This window comes from Nonomuraea sp. NPDC001699, assembly GCF_053596455.1.
On the sequence record NZ_JBSFGF010000007.1, the window covers coordinates 394432 to 417717 of the forward strand.

Here is a 23286-nt window from a genome sequence, read left to right on the forward strand (position 1 = left end):
AATCCAGCGGCTACCGGGAGCGCGCCGCGCGGGTCATTCGTTGTAGAGCTTGTCCGCGACCTCGCGGATGCGGCGGGTGGCGTGGTCGAGGGCGCGCAGGGCCTCGGTGTCCAGGTGGGACATGATGCGCTTGTAGTGTCTGAGGCCGGCGTCATTGATCTCGGCGATCAGGGTGACGCCGGCGGGGGTGAGCTCGACCCGGCGCACCCGGCGGTCGTTGGGGTCTTCATGCCTGCTGACCAGGCCCTGGGCGACCAGGCGGTCGACGATGCCGGTGACGGTGGCCAGGCTGACGCCGAGGGTGTGGGCGAGGTCCTGGCCCGAGGCGGAGCCGTGCGTGGACAGCTGCATGACGACGTGGAGCTGGCGGATGGTGAGATTGGAGCTGAACAGGGGGGACTGCTGTTGTGTGAACAGTTTTCCCAGGTCTCGCTGTGTCTCGGTGATCCGTCGGATCAGGTCTTCGCGTTCGTCGTCCACGCTCACCTCTCGCTTCCTGAGAAGGTTATCAGGAAAGTCAGGTCACGCTAAATATTCGTATTAGGCAAAGTGTTAGTCTGGGGCGAACTCTTGGAGGGGAGCCTATGACCGCTTTCGCCCGGTTGAGTCTGGTCAACCGCAGTCTTGTGATCTTGGTGGCGGTCGTGATCACCGCGTTCGGCGCGTTCACGATTCCGCAGTTGAAGCAGCAGCTCCTGCCGTCGTTGGCGTTCCCGGGCGCGTTCGTCATCGCGCCCTTCCCCGGCGCCTCGCCGGAGATCGTCGAAGATCAGGTGACGAAGCCGATCGAGGACTCCTTCCAGGGGATTCCCGGAATGGAGCAGATGACCTCCACGTCGAAGGAGGGCCTGGCCCAGATCCAGGTGGCCTTCGAGTACGGCACCGACATCGAGGCGTCGCTGAACAAGATGCAGCAGGCCGTCGCCAGGATCACGCTCCCGCAGGGCGTCGATCCGCAGGTGGTGGCGGGCAACACCGATGACATCCCGGTGCTGGTGCTGGCGGTGGGCGACGGCGGTGACGAGCGGGCGATGGCCGACAAGCTGCGCCGGATCATGGTGCCGGAGTTGCAGAGTGTCGAGGGGGTGCGCGAGGCGGCGGTCACCGGCACCCGCGACGAGGTCGTCACGATCGAGCCGGACATGAAGAAGATGGCGCTGGCCGGGGTGTCGGCGGCGCAGATCCCCGAGGTGCTCAAGGCGAACGGCACGCCGATCCCGGCCGGGTCGCTGACCGCCGACGGCAGGTCGCTGACCGTGCAGGTGGGTTCGCGGGTCGACTCGCTGGAGAAGCTGAAGAACCTCTACCTGACGCCCGCGCAGCCGCAGGTCGCCCAGCCCTCGCAGCCTCAGCAGCCTCAGACGCAGGGCCGCCCGCAGGCCGGGCAGCCGGCGCAGACGGGCCGGACGGCGGTGCCGCAGCAGGCGGTGCGTCCCAAGCCGCTCAAGCCGGTCAAGCTGGGCGAGGTGGCCGAGATCAAGCGTGGCCTGGCCGACGCCTCGACGATCACCCGTACCGACGGTAAGACGAGCCTCGGCGTGTCGGTGACGATGACGCCCGACGGCAACGCGGTGACGATCTCGCGTGAGATCCGCGAGAAGCTGCCGGAGCTGACACGGTCGCTGGGCGACTCCTCCGACACGCAGGTGTCGGTGGTGTTCGACCAGGCGCCGTACGTGGAGGAGTCGATCGAGAACCTCACCACCGAGGGCCTGCTGGGGCTGGCGTTCGCGGTGCTGGTCATCCTGGTGTTCCTGTTGTCGGTGCGTTCGACGCTGGTGACGGCGGTGTCGATCCCGCTGTCGGTGGTGATCGCGCTGCTCGCGCTGTGGGCGGGTGACTACTCGCTCAACATGCTGACGCTGGGCGCGCTGACGATCGCGGTGGGCCGGGTGGTCGACGACTCGATCGTGGTGCTGGAGAACATCAAGCGCCATCTGGGTTACGGCGAGGCCAAGCTGCAGGCGATCCTGACCGCGGTGCGGGAGGTGTCGGGGGCGGTGACGGCCTCGACACTGACGACGGTGGCGGTGTTCGCGCCCATCGCGATCGTGGGCGGCATGGTGGGCGAGCTGTTCCGGCCGTTCGCGGTGACGGTGGCGGTGGCGTTGCTGGCCTCGCTGGTGGTGTCGCTGACGGTGGTGCCGGTGCTGGCGTTCTGGTTCCTCAAGGCGCCGGCGTTGTCGCCGGAGCAGGCGCGGGCCCAGCGTGAGGAGGCCGAGGCCAAGGAGCTGCGCAGCCCGTTGCAGCGGGCGTACCTGCCGGTGCTGCGGTTCGCCACGCGGTTCAAGCTGGTGACGGTGCTGATCGGGGTGGCGGTGTTCGTCGGGACGATGGGCCTGGCGGGCGGTCTGCGGACGAACTTCCTGGACTCCTCCGGGCAGAACACGATCTCGCTGACGCAGAAGATGCCGGTCGGCACCGATCTGGCCACGACGGACAAGGCCGCCGAGAAGGTGGAGGGCGTGCTGTCGGGGTTGGCCGGTGTGGAGACGTACCAGGTGAACGTGGGCGGCGGCAACGCCATGCAGGGTGGCGTGGGCGGCGGCGCGGACCGGGCGTCGTACTCGGTGACGGTCAAGGACGGCGTCGAGCCGGCGACCGTGGAGCAGCAGCTCCGGGAGAAGATCACGGGCCTGTCCGGGGTCGGTGAGGTCACCGTCGGCGGCGCCGGTGGGGGCGGGTTCTCCTCCGACACGGTGAGCGTGATCGTGCAGGCGCCCGACGCCGAGACGCTGCGCACGGCGACCGACTCGGTCAAGAGCGCGATGGGTCAGGTGAAGGGTGTGCGTGACCTGTCGTCGAACCTGGAGGCCAGCGCGCCGCGCATCGAGGTCGCGGTCGACCGGGAGAAGGCGGCGGCCAAGGGGCTGTCGGAGGCGCAGGTGGGTCAGGCGGTGGCGCAGGCGTTCCGTGGCGCGCCGTTGGGCCAGATCACCCTGGACGGCCGCAGCAGCGACCTGGTGCTGCGCGGTGGTGACGCTCCCGATGACCTCAAGGCGATCGAGGGCCTGAAGCTGCCGACGGCGGCGGGTCTGGTGAAGTTGTCGTCGGTGGCCGAGGTGAAGCAGGTGGCCGGTCCGACGCAGGTGACCAGGATCGACGGTGAGCGTTCCGCGACGGTGTCGGGCAAGGTGGAAGCGGCCGATCTGGGCACCGTGACGCAGGAGCTGACGACGAAGCTGGACTCGGTGGCGCTGGCCGCCGGCGCCCGGTACGAGATCGGCGGCGCGTCGGCGGACCAGGCGGACGCGTTCTCCGATCTGGGCATGGCGATGCTGGCGGCGATCGCGATCGTGTTCATGATCATGGTGGCGACGTTCCGGAGCTTCGTCCAGCCGCTGATCCTGCTGGTGTCGGTGCCGTTCGCGGCGACCGGCGCGGTGGGGCTGCTGGTGGCGACCGACACCGCGTTGGGCGTGCCGGCGTTGATCGGCATGCTGATGCTGATCGGCATCGTGGTGACGAACGCGATCGTGCTGATCGACCTGATCAACCAGTATCGGGAGCAGGGGCTGGGCGTGGTGGAGGCGGTGATCGAGGGCGGCCGGCGCAGGTTGCGGCCGATCCTGATGACGGCGGTGGCCACGATCTGCGCGCTGACGCCGATGGCGTTGGGGGTGACCGGGTCGGGCGGGTTCATCTCGCAGCCGCTGGCGATCGTGGTGATCGGCGGCCTGGTGTCGTCGACGCTGCTGACGCTGGTGCTGGTGCCTACCCTCTATGTTGCTATAACTCGGAAGCGCGATCGAGGACCGCGCCCGACTCATTCCGGCCATCGGCTACGTGAGAGTGTCGATGATGCTGGAGGAAAAGATCTCGCCGGCCATCCGGCGTGACGCCATTGAGGCATTAGCCGCCCGGCGGGGCTACTACATCCCGCCGGGCGCATGGCCGGACGGCGGCTGGATTGAAGACCTGGACGTGTCCGGCAGGAGCTTCCAACGGACAATCATGGAGGCCGTCTCCCACGTCGAATCGGGGTTGGCCAAGGCGATCCTCGTCTGGAAGTACTCGCGTTTGGGCCGGAATCGGACCGGCAATCAGCTCAACCTCGCCAGGGTGGAAACCGCCGGTGGCGAGCTGCTGTCGGCGACCGAAGAGGTGGACGCCAGCACTGCGGTTGGGAAGCTGACCCGCGGCATGCTGATGGAGTTGGCCGCGTTCGAGACGACCGATCTGGTGAGCAGTGGGCTGAGGCGTACCACAACCGCCTCGCCCGCGGCCTGCCGCCGTTCGGCGCTCAGTACTTCGGGTACGTGCGCCGAGGCCGGCAGCCTCATCCGCTGGATCCGAAGCGCACGCTGCGAAACCCCGCCGATGGCGAAGAACGCTACGTACCCGACATCGGCTCCGGAGCGGCAGAGGCATCAGCTGGCTGCTACGAGACAATATGGCGGATCAGAATTTCGCCTACCTGGCCCACAGGCTCAACCGGGATGGGTACACCTCCGAGGGTGGTCTGCCGTGGAGCGCCGAGACTCTTCGCCAGGTCATGGATCAGGGGTTCGCTGCCGGCCTGCTCCGCATCCATGATCCCGAGCGCAGATTCACCGGCTTCATCCGCATGTGCGAGAACCACGAGACGCCGCCATCGGAGATGGCCGGAGTTGTCGGCACACTGTCTCGCTTCGCTGTCCGCCGCGAGGGGATCGCGCAGCAGCGCGCCATCCAACGCGTGAAGCGCTACGCCGACCAGCTGTGCCAAACCGGAAGCCGCGCGGTCCTTGGCCGCGCGGCTTTCGGGTGTCGGCGAGCCCCCCACCCCCCACCCCCCGCCTGGAGTTGGTGTCGAGTTTTGGTTCATGCTGGTGGTGTGTGGGTGGATCTTGTGGGTGCGGCTGCGCGGTGTGGGGTGTCGGTGGGATCGGTTCGGCGGTGGGTGGGGGAGGGGTGGTTTGGGCCGGACGCGGCTGGGCGGGTGACGACGCGGTTGCATGCGTCGGGCCGGCGGGTGGTGCGTGTTGATCGGTTGTTGCAGGTGGAGCGTGCGGTGCGGGCGCGGCGCTGCAATCGGGGTGCGCGGCCGGTGGGGAAGAGGGCGCGGTAGGTGCCGATCGTCAGGTGGGTGATGACGAGGGTGAGTGCGATGAGGCCGCCGATGGCGATGATGAGCAGCATGAGCTGGTCGATGGCTTCGCGGGTGGCCTGAACAGCGGAGGGCATGCTGGTCCCTTCCAGGTTCTGGAAGGGACGGCGTTGGCCCTTGGTATTTGGTGCTGCGCCATCCAGTCTGCCACGTTTCGTGGGGCAGGTGGGGGTGGTTGCGTTTGTCTCGTGTCTTGGAAGACGCTGCAGGGGAGGGGGTGTTGTGGTGGCGGATGTGCGTGGAGAGCTGTCGGTGCAGCAGGCGGCGGACATGTTGGACGTGTCGCCGGCGTTCGCGGTGACGTTGTTGGAGGAGGGCGTGATCCCTGCGCGGGTGGAGGACGGTGAATGGCGGGTGGCGCGGGCGGATGTCGAGGAGTTCCGGCGCCGGGATGATGTGGAGCGGCGTGCTGCCGCAGACGAGCTGGGGCGGCTGGGCCAGGAGTTGGGGTCTTCACCAGCAGCAGCGAGGCTTGCGCGCCCCGCAACGAACCTACGGCGGGTTCGCCCCGTGGAGAGCGATCCAACCCTGTACTAGGCACGCCTGTGTGATGATGCGGATACCAGCTCAGTGCAAGGCCGCCGACTTGGTGGCTGGAGGAGGTGGACCGTGGAAGTTCTAGCGGTACTGCTGTTGATCGGTCTGGTCATCTGGGCGATGGACGGCTCAGGCAGTGGCTCAGGCAGTGGCTCCGGCGGTAGCTCGGTCGGCAGCACCCGCAGCGCCAACAGGTACGCGAGGCGGGTCCAACGGAAGCGCGCGCGGGAGATCGACAACCTTGTGAGGAAGTCCCGCCAGGCCGAGGGGGGCGCCGGATACAGCGGGGGCCGGGGCGGCGAAGGCTTCGGTGGCGATGGGGGCGACGGCGGCGACTGACCGCTCTGCAGCAGCTCAGCAGGTTACCGGTTGGAGCTTTGACCGGTAACGATCTGTCGCTGACCTGCGATTCTCTGTCAGGTCGGGTGAGGCGCTGGGTGTCAGTTAGAGGACCTATCGAGGCGCCGTGGCGAATGTAATGCAGCGGCTCGGTGCCAGGACTCGGTTTCAGACGGCCTTGCTTGCTGAGGAACGGGGCTTGCTGTGATCAAACACCGTCCGGCATGCGCACGTATCGAAGCCGGGATCCGGGATCATGCGGATGGCGCTGTGTGGTCGGGGTGTGTCTTCATGATTCCTCTCGACCCCTCATAATCCACGTTATGGGGGTATAGCATGATCGCTGTTGCATACCCGCGAGAGAGCAACTGATCATGAGCGACCCTCACGGTCTACCCCCACAGGCAGATGCGTCTCTTCGGCCTCCCACTCTTGAAACTCCTGCATCTCGCGACGACCTCCATGAGGTTGCCGTCCTGGTAAAACACCAGGACGGCACGCGGGATTGGACCATCGTCTGCGCCTTGCCCATGCGCCGGCCTGCCGAACTCTTGGCCAAGTCACATCTCATGCGCGTCGACGTTCAGGTCGAGGCTGTGCAGATCCGGCACAGGGGAGTGATCGTTGCCGATTACCGCCCCGAAGACTTCTTCGGAGACGCGCCGTGACGGCCGAGCTGGCCCCGCGGCACAGCGGCGAGGTGGCGTTCCCGCCCAAGCTGCTCGGGTACGTCCAGGACCTGTCGAAGGCGTGGCTCCTCAGCTACAACTCCGCGAACACCCGCGCCGCCTACAGGCGCGACATCGAGATGTGGTTCGACTTCCTCACCGAACACGACCTCGACATCGCCGAGGTACGACGCCCGCACGGCGACGTCTACAAGCGGTGGCTCGACCTGCAAGCCCACAAGCCCCTGCCAGCGAAGACGCTCGCGCGGCGGCTGGCCACCGTGTCGTCCTGGTACCGCTACCTGGTCGAGGAGGAGGCGGCCGACTTCAACCCGTTCGACAGGGTGAAGCGCCCGAAGGTCAACCGGCAGTACTCCGAGACGGTCGGTCTCACCCGCGCCGAAGCCCGCGACGTGCTCCATGCGGCCGACCACGACCACGGCCGGGAACGCCTGCGCACCGCGGCGCTGATCCGGCTGCTCCTGCAGACCGGCATCCGGGAGACCGAGGCCCTGGCCGCCCAGATCGACGACCTCGGGTACGAGCGCGGTCACCGCACTTTGCGCATCGTCGGCAAGGGCGACAAGCCGAAGACGCGCAAGGTCCCGCCGGCGGCGGCGCACGCGATCGACGTGTACCTGGCCGACCGCGCGGAGCGGGCCGGGGTGGCGGTGGCGGAGCTGACCGGCCCGCTGTTCGCGTCCGCCACGGGGCGGCGGCTCGACCGCAAGGACGTGTACGAGCTGGTCCGGCGCGTCGGTCGTCAGGCCGGGATCGAGGGAGTGCACCCGCACAAGCTGCGGCACACGTTTGCGACGCTCGCCGAGGAGGCGGGCGTCAGCGTGAAGAAGATCCAGGAGGCGCTGGATCACGCTCAGTCCTCGACCACGGACATCTACCTGACGGCCGCCAGGAGACTGGATGACGGCCCTTCCGTCTGATCGCCGTAGCAGTCGGCGGAGAGGAGGCGGCAGCCATTGAACCCGTTTCCACATAAGCGACTTTCTGCATGAAAAGGGATAGCTGTCGCTATGTAGGCCGCGCGCCATCGATTCATAAAGCCTGGTGAGGGCCCCCGAGTAGCGTTATGCATTTGTCGCATCAATGCGCGGCCTTGTCGCATTGATGCGACAATCTTGAAAAGCGCAAAAACGCACCTGGGCCGCCACTCACGCGCTACGATGGCACCTAGGCTCGTCGCTGAGACGCTTCCCGTGAGGGTGGTCATCGGGGGACCATCCACGAAGGGAGGCAATCATGTCCCCGAGCACTAACGGGCCCAGCGGCCCAGAAGAACCTGAGAACTCTGTTGACTGGGGCACACTAGCGTTGCTGACGCAGGCGCTACTGCTCTCGATCGACATATATCTCAGGGTGCGGGGGCTCATATGAGCCCCCGCACGAAGCGGACGATGGGTCTCAGGATGACCTGAAACAGCCATGAGACCATCGTCTCGGACCCCCGGCGGAAGGCCATCCGGCCTCTCTCCGGGGGTTTCGTTCTTATCCTAGCAACAGGATAACTATCCCGCACTGCTTTGGTCGGCTATCAGTCGTCATCCATAAGTGATATCGAGACTCCTGGCTATCTTAATGCTGGCGATAGATAGGCTTCCATCTTCGAACCTAAAGTGGCCGGCTTATACGACTTCCTTCGGGAGCTTGCGGCAACGCACTAGCGAAGTACCACTTGTAGTGGAGTGCCAATCGGCACTACTAGAGGGCGGCTAGGTTACCTACTTGCTAGTTGGCAGTCCTTGCTAGGCGTACGGCCTTGGAGAGAGGCACAAGAAGAGCCATGCGAAGTCATGGCGACACAGTCGCAGCTCAGAGGCTCCATCGGGCCACTTGCCAGGCTTGACGACCGTGTGTAGCCTCTTGATCAATCTGGAATTCGTGTAGGTACGCACCGATTTCCGACCGCGTGCACGGTTTGGATGACGCGCTGAGAGCGTCTCTCCCGCGCAAACGCAACCCTCCCGATACCTCGGGTACCCTCCGCACGTCACCCCCCTCAGATTCAAGATAGCGAGCTAGGCCCTGGATACTCCCCGGTCCAGGGCCTTTCGCATGCCCTCAACCAGCACAGGAGCCCTCCGCATGAGCGCTGCGCCGATCATCGGCTGCATCGCCCACTACCAGCTCATCGACGAAGACGCCGACGCCATCAACCGGCGCCGCGACGACTACGAGGCATTCCAGCGGGGCCGCACGCCCGCACTCCCCGGACAGCCCGGAAGGGACGGCCACGTCGCGCACGACGGCTCCCGAGTCATGGCCGGCGACGTCTTCCCCGCCATGGTCGTGAGCACGTCCGGCACCGCCCACGCCAACCTCCAGGTCCACCTGGACGGCAACGACCTCTACTGGGTCACCAGCCGGATCAAGGGCGACCAGCCCGGCACCTGGCACTGGCTGCCCTGCGCCTGACACCTCTCACCCCTCGGAGACCTGATCACGTGGTGGCACTCGACCGACTACCTCAAGCGGGACGGCCGCCAGCGCGGCATGCTTGTTCACCGCGGGTTCTGGGCGCACCAGGTGCCGCGCCTCATGCTCTGGTGCCGGCTCCGTGGCCACAAGCCTGTGGTCGACGGGTACGGGCCGACCCCGCCCAGCACCGACGCGGTCCGCTGGGTGGCCTGCGACCGGTGCGGTGTCCGCCCCGACCCGCAAAGGCAACCTCCCCGTGCCGCACTACGACGTCGGCCAGCCCTACACCGGCAAAGATGTACTCGCCTGAGTTCACCCAGGCCATGCAGGCTCTCGGCTCCACAACATGGGGACCTGGCCCGTGGCCCGACCAACCGACCGGCCCCCTCGGCGGCGAGCTCGTCCTCGGCAAGACGTTCGGCGTCTTCTCCGCCCAGATCACGATCGGCGCGGCCGGGGCCGAGCACCCCGCGTCCGGGCATCTGCGGGTGTGGCCGCTCGGCGCGCTCTACCTCCACACTGAGGCGTTCGGCGCGTGGTTGCAGCGCCGCCTCATCCCGGAGGGCTACGAGTCCCGCGTCATCAACATGTCCGTCGGCGAGTGGGCGATCCGCTGGAAGTGGTGGGCGCGCGAAGACTCCTGGTCGCGTGACGACCCGTGGTGGATGCGCGGCCGGATCAGCCTCGACCTCGTCGAGAAGTTGTTCGGCCCGAAGCGGTACAGCTACGAGACGGTGGACGGGCCGGTGCTCGGCTGGATCAAGATGCCCGAGGGGGACTCCCGTCAGGTGCAGCTCACCCGCCAGCGGCAACGCCTCGGCCGACCCCGGCTGAAGCGGGCCAAGTGGGCGTGGACCGTGGAATGGAAGACCCCGAACGGCGGCATCCCCACCAAGGCGGACGGCCGGAACCGGATCACCGTCTCGGCCGTGAGCATCCTCGACGAAGCCGTCGAAACCCACACCTGGGACGTGCTCGCGTGCGCGCTCATCGCCCGCCAGCTCAGCGACGAGCGAGCCCAGTACGGCTACCGCGCGCAGAACACGGAGGGCTGATGCGCCGCATCGAGCACATGCGCCTGCACGCGATCCCGCGTGCCGTCCGCAACCCCAAAGAGCACGACCTCCCCGGCATCCGCGCCTCGATCGAGGCGTTCGGGGCCGTCGTCGCCGGCGAGCCGGATGAGCGGACAGGGCGGCTCGTTGTCGGCCACGGCCGCCTCCAGGTCCTGGAGGAGATGGCTGCCGAGCAGGAGTCCCCGCCCGAGGGCATCCTGCTCGACGACGACGGGGCGTGGCTGGTGCCGATCGTGCGCGGCTGGTCGAGCCGCAGCGACGCGGGTGCCGAGGCGTACCTGATCGCGAACAACCGCAGCAGCGAGAAGGGCGGCTGGGAAGAGCGGATGCTCGCCGAGGTCCTGGCCGACGTCCGCGACGCCGCCCCGGACCTGCTCGCGGCGACCGGCTACACTGCCGACGACCTCACCCGGATGGTCGCGGCCGACGACCACCGGCCCGAGGAAGAACTACCCGAGCCGGGTGACGCCGACGAGGACGTCCGCCCCGAGGTGTGGGGCATCATCGTCACCTGCGACAACGAGGACGAGCAGACCCGCCTCCTGGAGAGCCTGGCCGACGAAGGACGGCAGGTCCGCGCCCTCGTGTAGACCAGAACTACCTCTGCTGGTTTGACGCTGCCCGCTTGCCAGTCATGAGAGGGCAGCCCCTTCCGTTACACGTCGTTGTACGTAGCGCTCTGGTCGAAGATGGTCCGGAAGGGCCAGACATCCTCAAATATCACTACACGGGTTGTTACTTGCGCACTCCCAATCACCCACTCCCTGGCAGGGCGGTAGTAATTGTTGACGTTGATGTTGGAACAGCCAGTGAGGTCGGCATATGTTTGCCCGCCGTTGATGGTGCCGTATCCACTACCTCTGCATCCGTTGCCCGTCCACCCCTTGGCGATGATGTACAGATCCGAGGTGACGACCGCACCGTCTCTATTCGCGCAGAGCCGGATAACCCAGTCGTTCTGCGACCTGTCGGTGCATCCGCCAGCCGCTTGAGCGGGGGTGGTCGCTCCGACCAGCAGAGATGCGCTCAGCAGGAGGGTGCCGATGATTGCGCCTGCTCGGCGGATGGTAATGGCGCCTCGCGTAGGCGTACCCGTGGCGCCCCGTGCCTCGGCCGAGTTTTTGGTACTGCGATGAGTTAAGTCAGTATCAGTCATTGCCCGTCTCCTTTGTTGACCGTGTTCCGAGTTGCCTGCGCATGCCGCAAGACCAACTACCACATATCTATATTCGCCGCCCAGAAACGGCAATGAGTTCTTTTTATCCACGAAGCGCCTAAGCTGTGGTGCTTTTGTGGGACAGCGACATCGCATCCGCGAAAAGGCCGTGCTGTTCGCCTTCGCCGGCGTGTTGCCGTACCACTCCTTTGGAGGGACAGCATGCGAGCTGAGATCACGTTGTCGACACTCGTGAGGTACAGCGCACGGGTGCTCCAGCCTCAGGGCCTGTTCGACGTGCCCGTCAGCGAGAAACTGGCCAGTTCGTGGAGCGTGAACCTGTCGATCGAGGAGCGGCCGTGGAATGTCGGCCTGCTCGTCGGCCCCAGCGGGTCGGGCAAGTCCACGATCGCCCGCCGGCTCTGGCCGGACGCGCTCGTCGGCGCCCAGGAGTGGAGCGATCGGGCGCTCGTGGACGACTTCCCGACTGCCATGTCCATCAAGGACGTCGTCGGGCTGCTCAGCGCGGTCGGACCGAACTCGCCGCCAGCGTGGCTCGGGCCTTATGCGACGCTCTCGAACGGCGAGGCGTTCCGGGCCGGGCTCGCGCGGGCGTTGGCCGAGTCCAGGGACCTGGTCGTGATCGACGAGTTCACCAGTGTGGTGGACCGGCAGGTCGCGCGGATCGCCTCGCACGCCCCGCAGAAGGCGGTCCGCCGCCGTAAGCGCCAGCTCGTGGCCGTCACCTGCCACTACGACGTCGAGGACTGGCCGCAGCCGGACTGGACCTACGACGTGGCCGCGAGCTCGTTCACGTGGAGGTCGGTTCAACCCAGGCCCGCGCTCCAGCTCACCATCCACCACGCGTCAGCCAGGACGCCGTCTACGACGCCGGAGGCTGGGCCACCGGAACGTTCCACCTCACCGCGGTGGGTACCCAGGCCAAGAAGAAGGAAATCCGTGTCGCGGACAGCGGGCGCATTGGTGGGCGAGGTCGCGAGGTGTGCGCCATGCGCCCGCGCGCCGAAGAGAACCGTCTCGGCCTACCGCCGCCAGCCCCGGCCGCCTGTCCGGCGGGGGAAGCGGGCCCGGAGATGAGAAGAGCCGCGCAGTGCGCGGCCTTCCCGAGGTCGAGACCCGCGACCAGATCGCTCAGCTCCAGGCGGTCAACCTCATCGAGCTGAGCAGCCGAGTCGCCGTTCCGGCCTCCACAACACCACAACGTGCCTGACGGTGCTCTCGCGCGCGTTGCGGGGGCTTTCGCGCGCCAAAACCGTGACGCTTGGGGCCGACCACAGTACGCCGCCAAGCGGCCATCTCGGCATACCCGGAACCTGAATCCGCGGCGTGCGAGACAGTCGCCCCCTCACCACCCCCCGCCCCCATGGCTGGCGGGGGAGTGGCCCCCTGGTCCCGGCCGAGCACATCGTGGCGCCCGCCCACCCCCTCTGGTATGACGCCGTTCACTACCTGGTGCAGGCGGCGAACCGGCGCGCTGACTGGACCCGCAACGCGCTGCGGTTCGCCTGGCAGGTCATGCGCCGCTCCACGTGGGCGATGCTGACCGCGCCGAAGAAGGGCGCCACCTGGCAGCACCTGGCGGCCGAGCTCGGCCTGTCGCAGCGGACCATCGCCAGGCTGTACGCGTGGTTCATCGACGCCGGCCTGCTGGCCCGCGCCACACCCGGCACGACCGTCCGCTACCGCAAGGGCACGCGGTGCGGGCTGAACGACGACGGGCGCGGCAACGAAGCCGCCCAGTACCTGCTGATCGTGCCGCAGGCGATCCTCGAGGCCGACGACAGCGAACACGAGGTCGCTCCCGCCGCGTCGGTGGCTCCCGCCGATGAGGAAGACGTGCCGTGGCCGTGTGAAACCGTCCCCCATCGCCCGCCCGCACCCCACGTCGTTTTCGCAGGCCAAACCCCTGTGGAAAGATCGTTCACCCCCCAACCCCCACCCACTCCTGTAGGTGATGACTCTCCCCACGCGCGCGAGGCGCGACCGGCCACACGCACGACACCGACCGGTGAGTGGCGGGCGACCGTCACGCCGGTCACCAAGAAGGACCGACTCGCCGCGTGTGAACGGCTGCGGGCGGAACTGCCCCCGCTCCGGAAGCTGTCAGCACGGCATCTCCGCTCCCTGCTGCGGATCGCGTTCGACCTCGGCGCGACCGTCAGCGACATCCGGCACGCGCTCGATCACCGGCCCGACGGCAGCCCATGGATTCGCACCCACAGGACACAGTGGCTGCCGGGCTGGATTCGACACCGCCTGTCCGTGTGGATCATCCCCGCCGGACAACTCGTCACCCCATGGTCGGTGCAGCAGCGGGCGGCCGAGCAGGCCGCCCGCAAGCAGGAGCGCCGGTAGTCGAGCGACCAACCTGACAGATGACTCTGATCTACATTGTAAAGGTGAGGGGCCGGATCTTGATCATCGAAGAATCAAGCTGCCACACCCGCATCGACAGCCAAGGCTCGCTGCTCACGGATCAACCCCGTGAGCTCGTCGATGGAGGGGCCGCCCGGCGGCTTCGGGGGAGAGGGCATCCCTTGCGACGCGCGCTCTGGCCGGCACGTGGCCGGCGGCGGCGAGGGCTTCGTCACGTGTGGCCATAGAGAAATTCTCTATCACAAACAACACATAGTCACACTGGGAACCTTGGCCGCCTAAGGTCTGCCCTGCCACACATCACATCACTGGTACAAGGCACGCAAGGCTGCGCGTCCCGACGTTGTACACGGTGGTGGAGCGGGCGAAGGGGCGGATGCGGCGCAGGCCGTCGCCGCCCAAGCACGAGGCCAGGGTCCTCGCCCCCACCTCCTGACAGGATCGCCCCGGCGCCGACCTCGTGCGGCGCCGGGGCGATCCTTCGTCAGGTCGTGGATCAGGGGTTCGCCGCGGGTCTGCTCCGCGTCCAGGATCCCGAGTATCGAGCAGGCCACCCGCCGCATCGTCTGCAAGCTCAAGCAGCCCGCCACCACAGAGGTAAACGTGAATGCCGTGCCCCGGACGTTCCAGGGCACGGCAAGTGGCGTCAGCGGATCAGATCCGGTCGACTCAGGCGGGCGGCGTGATGTCGACGAAGGGGCTGCAGTTGGCAGGCCAGGGCCGCGTCGTCATGGTGCCCGGAGGCGGGAAGACGGCGCACGTGCTCTGCGCTATGCGGGAGTGTGCGTTGAGCACGGTGACGTGCACTGTCGTCCCCTCGTCGGGCGCAGCCAGAGTGATGTCGACCAGGCGGCCGAAGTTCCTGGGCAGCCGCGAGGACAGGTCGTGCCACCGTGGGGTCGACCGCGGATCCCTGATCAGTACCTTGTCCTCCCGAACGACCCCCACGAACTTGGTCGGGGGCCTCTCCTCGTCCTCCGGGTCCCCCTGGAAGGCCGAGTCGATCGCGACAGCGTTGTCGTCGTCCACCCCGAGGGGGAAGGAGTGATGGTTTGCCTTCGCGACCTTGGCATCCGCGAGGCCGTGACCGCTGACGACCGATGTCGTCTGGACGTCGGCAGAGGCCGGCGCTGGAATGGAAAGAGCCGTGAGTGCGCTGGTCGCCGTAGCGGCAACGGCGAACGCCAGCGTACGTGTGATGCTGAGTGGGTGCGAAGCGCGCCCGCTCTGGTGTTGAGCCACGTGTTTCCCCTGTAGATGCCAGATTCGAACGAAAGGGGCCAAGTGCTGGCCCTAAATGGTTGCGCGTTTGAGGTACCCCCTTCGATGTAGCGATAAAGCGCGTCAGTTTTCTGTGGAAGGTAAGGAATATCGAAAGGCAAATAAAAAAGCCATCATTTCAGATATTCGGCAGCAAATAGGGGCTGGCGCTCATATTTGGGCAAACGGTCCCAGGTGAGGCGAGCGGGCTCCGGACTCGCATGAACTGGCCCCGGACGCGACCGTCCGACCCTGCCCTCTGTGCACCCGCGCCAGGTTTCCCCCAGGCGGCCCATCCTCACCGCATCTCAGGGCCTTCCCCTCGACGACCTGCCGTCCGGCTGCGACAGCCAGCAGGGCACCACGCCACGTCAGACGCCTGTTCACGCCGGTGCGCTCTGACTGCTCAAGCACCTGCCCTGTCGATGCCCTCACCGGCGTCGCCCGACCGCATCTTCTGCTCCTCCTGGTCCTCGTCACCGCGACCCTTTGACGGCTCTGCCGTGGTAGACGACGTCGTGACGGCGCGCCGCCACCCATGCGGTGGCGGCCTGCTCAACCTTGCCGCGCGGCGGCGCCTCGTCGTCGGCGCCCGCGCGAAGATGCGGCCCTCTCAGAGCCACCTGTCCCCGCCGGGATGGGCGGTCAGGCCGCCGTTGCCGGTCTCAGTGACGAACCGGGACCGGTAGACGCCGTCCTTGCCGGCCTGTCGAGGATCGCCGACTCGCCCACCGGGCGGTCGGGATGGAGGTTGAGCGTCACCCACAGCCCGGGATCGACCGGGCCGCGACGTGGCTGAGGGGGCGTGCGCGTGCCGTACCTGACAGGTCTGTCGTCGTCATGACCCGTCGGACGCGTGCAGGATGAAGGCCAGCACATCGGCGAGCAGGGCCTGCTCCTGGTCTCGGTTCGAGCCGGCGCCGTGCCCGCCGTGCTCCTCGACGCGCATCAGCACCGGCCGGCCGGAGGCGGTGGCCGCCTGCAGGCGGGCGGCCAGCTTCGCCGGCTGCCACGGCGGCACCCGCGCGTCGCGCAGGCCGGTGGTCAGCAGCACCGCCGGGTACGGCACGCCGTCCCGGACCCGCAGGTAGGCATCGATGATCAGGAGGGCACGCAGGCCCTCCTCAGTGGTGACGCTGCCGAACTCGGGCACGTTGACCGGCCCGCTCTCGGTGAACTCGTTGCGGGTGGCGTTCACCGTCGGCACCCGCATCGCCATGGCCGCCCACAGATCGGGGCGCCGCACCAACGCGCCGCCGGTGGGGATGCCGCCGGCGCTGACGCCCTCGCCGGCCAGCCGACCCGGACGGGTGTAGCCGAGGGCGATGAGATGCTCGGCGCAGTCGATGAAGTCCGTGATGGTGGCCTCCTTGCGCTCGCCGCGCCCGGCCTCGTGCCACTCGCGGCCGTAGGCGCCGCCACCGCGCAGATGCGCGACGGCGTAGACGCCGCCACGCTCGTACCAGGCGAGCATCTCGGGACGGAACTCCGGCAGGTCGATGAGCCCGCCGGAGCCGTGGCCGGTGAGCACGGCAGGGTTGTCGCCGTCCAGCTCCAGGTCCTTGTGGTGGATGACGGTGAGCGGGATCGGCGTCCCGTCCCTCGCGGGCACGTGCAGAGTACGGACGTGCACGTCGCCGAAGTGCACCGGTGAGCAGGGCGCCAGCCCGGTGTCCTGGAGTGACCGGCCGTCGTAGCGGTAGAGCCGCGGCGCGTGGGTCCAGCCGGCCACCAGCAGCAGGGCTTCGGGCCGCGTCGGGTGGGTGGTCCACTCCACGATGGCGCCGTCCACCGGCATCGGGAGGTCGGCGGGTTCGCCGCCGGACAGGGGTACGTGCCGTACCCGGCTGACGCCGCCGTCGAGATCGCGCACCAGCAGCCGGTCGCCCACCACCCGCACCGACTCCACCACCCGCTCACCTGCGGGTACGACCACTCGGGCTCGGGACAGATCGGGTGCGGCAAGCGGAACGGCCAGCACACGGGAGCGCGGCGCGTCCCGATGGGAGACCAGGTAGAGGGTGTCGTGGCTGGTGGCGAAGGCGGTTACGCCGTCCGCCACGCCCGCGACCAGCCGCCACGGGCAGGCGGCCGGGTCGGCCAGCCCGGCGCGCGGCGCCACGTACACCGTGCAGTCGCTCAGCTGCTCGCTGGTCCAGGGCCAGGGGCTGAGCGCGCTGTGGGAGATGATCGCCAGCATCCACTCGCCGTGCGGCGGCACCACCAGGAAAGGCCGGTCCCGCGGGGTCAGCTCGACGTGGGGGTTGAGGCCGCGGGCCAACACCACCGTGTCCTGCGCCGGGTCGGCGCCCAGCCGATGCAGGAAGGAGCGGCTGTCCAAGAGGTGCTGTTCCGCGTAGCGGTGGTAGACGAACGACCGGCCGTCCTCCAGCCAGCTCAGGAAGGCGAAACGGGTCGTGGGCGGGATCGTCTCCCGGAGAACCCCCGAGTCGGCGTCGATCACGTGGATGGAGCTGTCCTCCGACCCGGAGTCGGAGACGGCGCAGGCGACGTGGCGGCCGTCGGGGGAGGGCACGTACCAATCGATGGCGTGATGCCCGTCGCCGGGCACCGTGCCGGGGTCGAACAGGACCCTGCTCGCTCCGTCGGCCTCGGTCACCGTCAGCACCGGCAGGCGGGCGTCCGGCTCGCGTACCAGGGCGAAGACCTTGTCGGCTGCCATCACCAGGCCGAAGTAGCGCGTGAGCGCGCTGCCCAGTTCGCGGATCCGGGTCAGCAGGCCGGCGCGGTGCGGCAGGGCGTCCAGGTGCTCGCGGGCGTGCCTGGCCTGGCCGTCCAGCCAGTGGTGGAACTCCTCGCCTTCGGTTTCCATCCACCGGTAGGGATCCTCAAGTGTGAGGCCGTGGAGGGTCTCGCGCACGACGTCCACCCGGGCGATCGGGGGTTCGGTGATGTCGCTCATAGGCGCATGATCATATGCCGGAGATCCAGCGACTTATCGGATCCAGCGCCGCCGGTCGGCTGGTGGTTGCAGAGCGTGCCGGGGCTCACGCCGAGCAGGCGCGCGATCGAGGTGATGGAGCGCTCGGGGTCGGGCAGCGGGTCCGGGCCGCCCGCAGCTGTTCAGGCCTGACCACGGTGGGCCGGCCCCCGATCCGGCCGCGGGCCCGGGCGGCGGACGGCAGGTCGTCAGGCGGCTGTGGAGAGGGCGTCACGAGCCGGAATCTCTAAGTTGCCGGCGAGTTACCTTGCCCCTCGCCGTGGCTCCGGGAGCGCGGGGCCTTCTCGGCGGGCGGGTGGGTGGGCTTCAGTACTTCACCGGCGGGGCCGGTCACCACGTTCGAGGCTGTTCCCCACTCTTGCCTGCCAATCCGCGCATTCGCTACGTAGATGCGCGAGTTCCGGGTGTGGTTGAACCCGGGGTTGTCAGCGAAGCTCACCCGACTGAACGTGGCACCACGAGTGAAGGCGGTCCCATTGAAGCGGCTGTAGGTGGCGAAGATCGCCCCGTCGAAGTCGGTATGGCTCGCGAAGATCGCTCCGTTGAACGTGGCCTCGCCGGTGAAGGTCGCCCCCATGAAGTCGGCGTCCCCAATGAAGAGCGCCTCGCTGAAGTGCGCCCGATGCATCCGGCAGGAGGTCAACTTGAAGGAGATGAGCACGGCACCGGTGAGATCGAGGCTGATGCCGGGCCAGTAGTGCGGGTTGACGGCGGTGCGGCGCTGCCACCAGCGGCGCCGGTAGCAGCGTAGGTGGTCGGTGAGGAAACGCTGGGCGGTGAGCCGGACCTGTCGTTCCTCGTTCGGGTCCCTGCCCGCCCGCGCCTGAGCACGGCCCGAAGCCGAGGTACGGGCAGCGCGCTGGGCGGCGCGGACCTGCTGGGACCGGTCCTGGACGTCCGGCGCTTTCCACGGCATGCGCAGGTAGGCGCAGATGACGTCCACAATGGTCTGGCGCAGCGCGGGGTTGTTCTCCGCGAGTTGTTCGAGGGCGTACAGGCCGCCGAGCCGGACCGGGGCTTGGCCGCTGCCGAGTTGCTCGACCGCCTTGCTGAAGCGGTCGGTGTCGTGACCGCGCTCGCCAAGCTGAAAGGTGCGGCGTGCGGTGTCGGCGTTGCGTGCGGTGTAGAACACCGCCAAGAGCGCGGCCAGGCCGGTGGCGATGGCCAGGACGTTGCCGCGGACGGCCGCGACGGCAGCGGCCCAATCCTTGCCGAGCAGCTCATCGGGAGGCAGGGTCGCCGGCGCGAAAACGTCGTCGTTCAGGGTGACGCCGTCCAGGTTCTCCAGCACCCAGGTAGCTCCCGGACCGAGCATCCATACCAAGGTCGGGACCGCCAGGAGCACCAGCGCTGCCACGACGATCGACGAGGGCCTCACCGTCGGGGCCACCGCTTCGAGCTTTTCTTGGCCATAGGCCTGATGATGCGCGTGCCAGGCGCCTGGCAGTTGTGGGGTGACGGGACCGTGACCCCCATGAAGGAGGTGTGCAATGTGCGTGAGCATCCCCCCGATGAGGTCGCTCGGATCACCGGCACAACGGTCAAGGTCTTGCCGCAGCAGTCGTGCGTTTGATCTGTGATGGTGATGGACGCGATCTCCTCGCGCGGCACCGGTCCGGCAGCACCTCGTGCAGGCGCTGCCGGACCCTGGGGAGGAGCCAGAACTCGGTCAGCCTCGGAGGAAGCCGTTGACGATCAGTGGCAGTGAGGCGTCCAGGCCTGCCACGTTGAGCACACCGTCGTCCTGGGGGTCGCCGATCGAGTAACCCGCCGCGGTCATCGCGGCCACGATCACGCGGGCCTCCGGGGCCACGGTACGGCGGTAGGCGTCCAGTTCCTGCGACGGGTGAGCCCGGCCCGCCCACGTCTCGTTGTCGGTGAAGACGACGATCCCGTCCGTCCGCATGCGCTGCTCGCGCGCCCACCGGAACGGCAGGGACAGGTCGGTGCCACCGCCGGACGGCTGCCATGAGGCGATCTCACGCAGGTTGGTGCGAGGGGTCACCTTCGAGGCGTGGACGCCGGTGTCGACGTCGATGACGTGCACGTTGCCGCGCTCGATGCGGGCGAGCATGACCGCCATGGCGTTGCCGACCTCGTACGGCGACCCGATCGGCGAACCGCCCAGCCGGACGCCGCCGCCCCAGCTCATCGAGCCGGAGGAGTCCACCGCGACCAGCAGTCGCCTCCCGGACGGTTCGACCGTGCCGAACGCCGCCTCGTACGTCTCCTCCAGCGCGTCCAGGATGGCCGGGACGGGATGCCAGGTCTGGCGGCCCGCGCGCGGGTTCGGCTGAGCCTGCCCGGAGGCGTAGACGCGCAGGGCGAGCCAGGCGTCCATGGGGTGGATGCGGGCCCGCAGGACCGCCTGGCGGTCGGTGAGCCGCAGCACCGCACGCGACGTCGCCGCCGCCGTCGGCGTGAGCGTGCCCAGGCGGGTCATCCGTGCCAGGTTACGGATGAGCGCCGTCATGCCGACTGTCTCGATCAGGGCCTCCCACACGGCGGGCTCGCGCAGCATGGCGTCGGGCAGGAACTCCCAAGGCACCTTCTCCGCGGTCACGACCCGTACCGCCTCGGACGGACTCGTGACGGCCTTCGCGGTCAGGAACCGGTCCACCGCGGGCAGCGCCTCGCGCGCCCGCTCGTCGCCGACGTTGCCGGCGATCCACCCGAACAGGGTCCTGCGCTGCTCTCCGTCCGCTGCCGGGTGGGCGATGCGGAGAACGTCGCGCAGGTCGAACGCCTCACCTTGCGGGGTCCTGCGTTGACGGGCCTTGCACGCCTTGAAGGCCACGTCGTCGGCGGTCCCGTTCAGGAACCACGAGCCCAGCGCGGTCCGCAGCGAACGGCCCGCCGTCGGCGCGACACCGCGGGCGGTCGCCTTACCGCCCAGGTTCTTGTAGTAGCCGAAGAATTGGGCCAGATGGTCAGTCGTGCGAGCGACCTTGGCAAGGGCCACCTTGGCGGCCTGGCGGGTGTCGGCGTCGCCCTTGGCGTAGCAGGCGGCCAGCGCGAACAGGGCCGGACGCTGCTTCGGCGCTCGGGGCGGACGCGCCGTGGAGATCGCGGTCAGCAGCTCGACCACGCGGGGACCGTCCTCGGCGATCGCCTGGAACAACACGCCGGCGTTGTCGGCGGTCAGCTTGTCCGCGCCCACGTAGTAGGTGCCGCCGGTGGTGCCGAGGATCAGGAAGTCCTCCAGCTTGCGCCACACGTCCTTGGCGAAGACGTGGCCGCCGGCCGCGTTCCGAACCTGGTCGGGGCGACCGGGGATGGGCCGGGTCTGCGGCGTCGCGATGGCGGAGACGCCGGCCAGAGGGTCGCGGTTGCGGGTCATGGATGTGCCTCCACAAGGGTGTTCGACCCGCCAGGCGGCGGATGTGAGGGAACGGCGGACATGGGTGCGTCGACCGGGTCAGGACCGGAGCTCCACCGCTGAGCTGTGCGCGAGAACTCGCGCAGCGGGGACTCGAACCCCGCGACCGCCGGCGCCGGAGATGACCGAACGAACCCGCCGTCGATCCGTCGTCAGCCGGCCGACGGCACGGATGTGGGGTTTCCGACCGGGTGCCCAGCCGATCTGGGCGGCCGGCCCCATGAGGAGGGGCCGGAAGGAATCGAACCCTGTGGTAACCGACCGGATTCGACCCGTGCCACCGGGCCATGCTGACTTGACGGACCGGCGAGGCCTGGAGAGGACACGGATGTGGGACGTTCACCGGCGTTCAGGTGCTCTGCCGACTGAGCTACCGGAGCGTTGGCCCCGGGCAGGACTCGAACCTGCGACCGCCCCATTAGAAGTGGTAACCGACGAACTTCGACCCGTGCCCTCACCAGACCCGACGGATCTGAGGGGGACTTGCGAAACAAACGCTAGCGGATCAGTCGTCGGACCTCGATCCATTTTCTGGCGATCACCACCACCTGCCGGACGGTACGGAGAACATCTCGCGCGGCGGTGTTACACGTCGTTGTAGGTGACGCTCTGGTCGAACAGCGTCCTGAAGGGGGCGAGGCTCTCGTGGATGACGGCGCGGGTGGTCAGCTGTGCGCCGCCGGCCGCCCCTGGGGTGCCGTTGACGGGGATGTCGGACCAGCCCATCGGCTGTCCGGACGAGAAGGCGTAAGTGAGCCTGGCTCATGCCAGGGCGGGGAAACACGTGTGAAGCGTACGGCAGAGCGACGAGATAAAGCGGCCAGGAAAAGCAAAGAAGGCTTCTGGTGACGGCTTCGGCGGCGTACGAGAAATGCGATTCAGCGTTTCGGGTGAAAACATGCGTTCGGCGGCGGAGAATAAATTCCGGGCTTGTGTATTGACGCGTCCCCACAATGGCGGGCCACGATGGAGGGGCCAGAGGAAGATGTCCTGCGGGAGGAAACGTGTTCAAGGAAGCATGCGCTGTCAGCGCCCTTGTCGCCGCCGCCCTCGCCCCTTCGATGGCCTCGCAGGCGCTGGGGGCCCAAGCCCACACCGGCGCCACCACACCCACCATGCCCACCACGTCCGTCGCGCTCGCCGACTGTGCCGCCGCCAGTGCCACCGGTCGCGCTCCGAAGTGCAAGTGGCTGGAGGAGGGCAACAAGAGGTGCTACTACTGCCGTGACATGAAGGGCGGCGGGTTCAAGAAGCAGTACTGCGAGCAGAAGACCCAGAAGCAGGAGCAGTCCACCGAGCGCGAGTGCACGACCACCAAGGAACCGCTCCCGGCGAGCCCGAACCGTACCTGCAAGACCTGCACGGACGCCAAGACCGGCAAGGTCCTGTCCAGGGAGTGCAACAGCTAGCGGAGTGCGACAGCCGGCGTCCGGCGACGGTCTCGTAGGCCGGAAGGCGGGGTGCGGAGTCGGCGTGACCCGCCGTGCCGCCCCCTCCGTGCCGCCGATCGGTGGCACGGCCCGCTGAGCGAGGGGCCGCCCGTCCGGCGGGCAGCGTCAGAGGCCGGCGGGTTCGTCCGCACGCGGCCCCGCCGCCTGCCGGATGGTGGACGTGACCCGCCGTGCGGCCTGTCGGCTGCTGCGGATCGGCAACATCGAGCCGATCTGCGGCAGCCGATCGCGGCACGGCGGGTCCGGTGTCTGTCCGTCCCGGGCGGCGGCGGGTGGCCGGCGCGGTTCACAGCCAGGAGCGTGCGGTCACTTCTTGAAGGCGTCCCTGACCTTCTTGCCGGCGTCCTTCGCCTTCTCGCCCGCCTGCTTCAGGCCGCCCTTGGTCTGGTCGGCGCGGCCTTCGGCCTGGAGCCGTTCGTTGTCGGTGGCGTCGCCGACGTTCTTCTTGGCGCGTCCCTTGAGCTCCTGGGCCTTGTTACGGATCTTGTCGTCGGTGCTCATGTTCATGCCTTTCTGGTCGTTTCCTCGCGACCTCCTGT

Annotated in this window: 19 protein-coding genes; 10 read left to right on the forward strand and 9 right to left on the reverse strand. The window is 68.1% G+C overall.

What is annotated here, in order from left to right:
* Positions 1 to 33: 33 nt before the first annotated feature.
* The gene (locus ACWCSU_RS23615; protein ID WP_357709741.1) at positions 34 to 486 is read right to left on the reverse strand and encodes a MarR family winged helix-turn-helix transcriptional regulator; all 453 of its coding nucleotides are present in this window, start codon (positions 484 to 486) and stop codon (positions 34 to 36) included.
* 98 nt (positions 487 to 584) lie between these two features.
* Between ACWCSU_RS23615 and ACWCSU_RS23620 the strand changes: the two genes are divergently transcribed.
* Positions 585 to 3839, forward strand: a complete 3255-nt coding sequence (locus tag ACWCSU_RS23620; RefSeq protein WP_449937473.1) for an efflux RND transporter permease subunit — start codon at positions 585 to 587, stop codon at positions 3837 to 3839.
* Positions 3799 to 4536: a recombinase family protein gene (locus ACWCSU_RS23625; protein WP_449937475.1), complete on the forward strand. Its 738-nt coding sequence runs from the start codon at positions 3799 to 3801 to the stop codon at positions 4534 to 4536. The genes ACWCSU_RS23620 and ACWCSU_RS23625 overlap by 41 nt, the downstream gene beginning before the upstream one ends.
* A gap of 267 nt (positions 4537 to 4803) precedes the next feature.
* Here ACWCSU_RS23625 and ACWCSU_RS23630 read toward each other — a convergent pair whose 3' ends face one another.
* On the reverse strand, positions 4804 to 5166 hold the full coding sequence (locus tag ACWCSU_RS23630; protein ID WP_449937478.1) for a hypothetical protein: 363 nt from the start codon (positions 5164 to 5166) through the stop codon (positions 4804 to 4806).
* A gap of 148 nt (positions 5167 to 5314) precedes the next feature.
* Here ACWCSU_RS23630 and ACWCSU_RS23635 point away from each other — a divergent pair, with 148 nt between their 5' ends.
* The 5 genes from ACWCSU_RS23635 (at position 5315) to ACWCSU_RS23655 (ending at position 10732) form a co-directional block, all read left to right on the forward strand.
* The gene (locus ACWCSU_RS23635) at positions 5315 to 5626 is read left to right on the forward strand and encodes a helix-turn-helix domain-containing protein (protein WP_449937480.1); all 312 of its coding nucleotides are present in this window, start codon (positions 5315 to 5317) and stop codon (positions 5624 to 5626) included.
* Positions 5627 to 6629: 1003 nt separating this feature from the next.
* The gene (locus tag ACWCSU_RS23640; protein ID WP_449937482.1) at positions 6630 to 7574 is read left to right on the forward strand and encodes a tyrosine-type recombinase/integrase; all 945 of its coding nucleotides are present in this window, start codon (positions 6630 to 6632) and stop codon (positions 7572 to 7574) included.
* Positions 7575 to 8733: 1159 nt separating this feature from the next.
* Positions 8734 to 9063, forward strand: a complete 330-nt coding sequence (locus tag ACWCSU_RS23645) for a hypothetical protein (protein WP_449937483.1) — start codon at positions 8734 to 8736, stop codon at positions 9061 to 9063.
* 299 nt (positions 9064 to 9362) lie between these two features.
* The gene (locus ACWCSU_RS23650; protein ID WP_449937485.1) at positions 9363 to 10121 is read left to right on the forward strand and encodes a hypothetical protein; all 759 of its coding nucleotides are present in this window, start codon (positions 9363 to 9365) and stop codon (positions 10119 to 10121) included.
* Positions 10121 to 10732: a hypothetical protein gene (locus tag ACWCSU_RS23655; protein ID WP_449937487.1), complete on the forward strand. Its 612-nt coding sequence runs from the start codon at positions 10121 to 10123 to the stop codon at positions 10730 to 10732. Before ACWCSU_RS23650 ends, ACWCSU_RS23655 begins: the two co-directional genes overlap by 1 nt.
* Before the next feature lie 65 nt (positions 10733 to 10797).
* On the opposite strand, the gene ACWCSU_RS23660 is transcribed toward ACWCSU_RS23655, so the two are convergent.
* Positions 10798 to 11298 carry a hypothetical protein gene (locus ACWCSU_RS23660; RefSeq protein ID WP_449937489.1) on the reverse strand — a complete coding sequence of 167 codons (501 nt, stop codon included), beginning with the start codon at positions 11296 to 11298 and terminating at the stop codon, positions 10798 to 10800.
* Positions 11299 to 11550: 252 nt separating this feature from the next.
* Here ACWCSU_RS23660 and ACWCSU_RS23665 point away from each other — a divergent pair, with 252 nt between their 5' ends.
* Both ACWCSU_RS23665 and ACWCSU_RS23670 read left to right on the forward strand, forming a co-directional pair.
* Positions 11551 to 12396 (forward strand): hypothetical protein, encoded by an 846-nt coding sequence (locus ACWCSU_RS23665; protein WP_449937491.1) that lies wholly within the window; start codon positions 11551 to 11553, stop codon positions 12394 to 12396.
* Between the two features lie 330 nt (positions 12397 to 12726).
* Positions 12727 to 13674 carry a hypothetical protein gene (locus ACWCSU_RS23670; protein WP_449937492.1) on the forward strand — a complete coding sequence of 316 codons (948 nt, stop codon included), beginning with the start codon at positions 12727 to 12729 and terminating at the stop codon, positions 13672 to 13674.
* A 690-nt stretch (positions 13675 to 14364) separates the two neighbouring features.
* Here the strand turns inward: ACWCSU_RS23670 and ACWCSU_RS23675 are convergent.
* From ACWCSU_RS23675 to ACWCSU_RS23695, 5 genes are all read right to left on the reverse strand, one after another.
* Positions 14365 to 14937, reverse strand: coding sequence for a hypothetical protein (locus tag ACWCSU_RS23675; RefSeq protein ID WP_449937493.1), 573 nt, complete (start codon positions 14935 to 14937; stop codon positions 14365 to 14367).
* 856 nt (positions 14938 to 15793) lie between these two features.
* On the reverse strand, positions 15794 to 17878 hold the full coding sequence (locus tag ACWCSU_RS23680) for a prolyl oligopeptidase family serine peptidase (RefSeq protein ID WP_449937495.1): 2085 nt from the start codon (positions 17876 to 17878) through the stop codon (positions 15794 to 15796).
* Positions 17879 to 18143: 265 nt separating this feature from the next.
* Positions 18144 to 19421, reverse strand: a complete 1278-nt coding sequence (locus ACWCSU_RS23685) for a pentapeptide repeat-containing protein (RefSeq protein ID WP_449937497.1) — start codon at positions 19419 to 19421, stop codon at positions 18144 to 18146.
* 165 nt (positions 19422 to 19586) lie between these two features.
* Positions 19587 to 21257: a TROVE domain-containing protein gene (locus ACWCSU_RS23690; protein WP_449937499.1), complete on the reverse strand. Its 1671-nt coding sequence runs from the start codon at positions 21255 to 21257 to the stop codon at positions 19587 to 19589.
* Positions 21258 to 21881: 624 nt separating this feature from the next.
* A complete protein-coding gene (locus ACWCSU_RS23695; RefSeq protein WP_449937500.1) occupies positions 21882 to 22022 on the reverse strand; it encodes a hypothetical protein in 141 nt (46 codons plus the stop codon).
* 278 nt (positions 22023 to 22300) lie between these two features.
* Between ACWCSU_RS23695 and ACWCSU_RS23700 the strand changes: the two genes are divergently transcribed.
* Complete coding sequence (locus ACWCSU_RS23700; protein ID WP_449937502.1) at positions 22301 to 22705, forward strand: hypothetical protein; 405 nt, start codon at positions 22301 to 22303, stop codon at positions 22703 to 22705.
* 348 nt (positions 22706 to 23053) lie between these two features.
* Here the strand turns inward: ACWCSU_RS23700 and ACWCSU_RS23705 are convergent, their stop codons facing one another.
* On the reverse strand, positions 23054 to 23248 hold the full coding sequence (locus ACWCSU_RS23705; protein WP_357699819.1) for a CsbD family protein: 195 nt from the start codon (positions 23246 to 23248) through the stop codon (positions 23054 to 23056).
* Between the last annotated feature and the right edge of the window lie 38 nt (positions 23249 to 23286).

Excerpts from the sequence above, each read along its gene's own strand:
- ACWCSU_RS23620 (WP_449937473.1), top strand. The coding sequence starts at position 585 with ATGACCGCTTTCGCCCGGTTGAGTCTGGTCAACCGCAGTCTTGTGATC.
- ACWCSU_RS23625 (WP_449937475.1), top strand. The coding sequence starts at position 3,799 with ATGATGCTGGAGGAAAAGATCTCGCCGGCCATCCGGCGTGACGCCATT.
- ACWCSU_RS23630 (WP_449937478.1), bottom strand. The coding sequence starts at position 5,166 with ATGCCCTCCGCTGTTCAGGCCACCCGCGAAGCCATCGACCAGCTCATG.
- ACWCSU_RS23645 (WP_449937483.1), top strand. The coding sequence starts at position 8,734 with ATGAGCGCTGCGCCGATCATCGGCTGCATCGCCCACTACCAGCTCATC.
- ACWCSU_RS23650 (WP_449937485.1), top strand. The coding sequence starts at position 9,363 with ATGTACTCGCCTGAGTTCACCCAGGCCATGCAGGCTCTCGGCTCCACA.
- ACWCSU_RS23655 (WP_449937487.1), top strand. The coding sequence starts at position 10,121 with ATGCGCCGCATCGAGCACATGCGCCTGCACGCGATCCCGCGTGCCGTC.
- ACWCSU_RS23660 (WP_449937489.1), bottom strand. The coding sequence starts at position 11,298 with ATGACTGATACTGACTTAACTCATCGCAGTACCAAAAACTCGGCCGAG.
- ACWCSU_RS23680 (WP_449937495.1), bottom strand. The coding sequence starts at position 17,878 with ATGAGCGACATCACCGAACCCCCGATCGCCCGGGTGGACGTCGTGCGC.
- ACWCSU_RS23685 (WP_449937497.1), bottom strand. The coding sequence starts at position 19,421 with ATGCTCACGCACATTGCACACCTCCTTCATGGGGGTCACGGTCCCGTC.
- ACWCSU_RS23690 (WP_449937499.1), bottom strand. The coding sequence starts at position 21,257 with ATGACCCGCAACCGCGACCCTCTGGCCGGCGTCTCCGCCATCGCGACG.
- ACWCSU_RS23695 (WP_449937500.1), bottom strand. The coding sequence starts at position 22,022 with ATGGGCTGGTCCGACATCCCCGTCAACGGCACCCCAGGGGCGGCCGGC.
- ACWCSU_RS23705 (WP_357699819.1), bottom strand. The coding sequence starts at position 23,248 with ATGAGCACCGACGACAAGATCCGTAACAAGGCCCAGGAGCTCAAGGGA.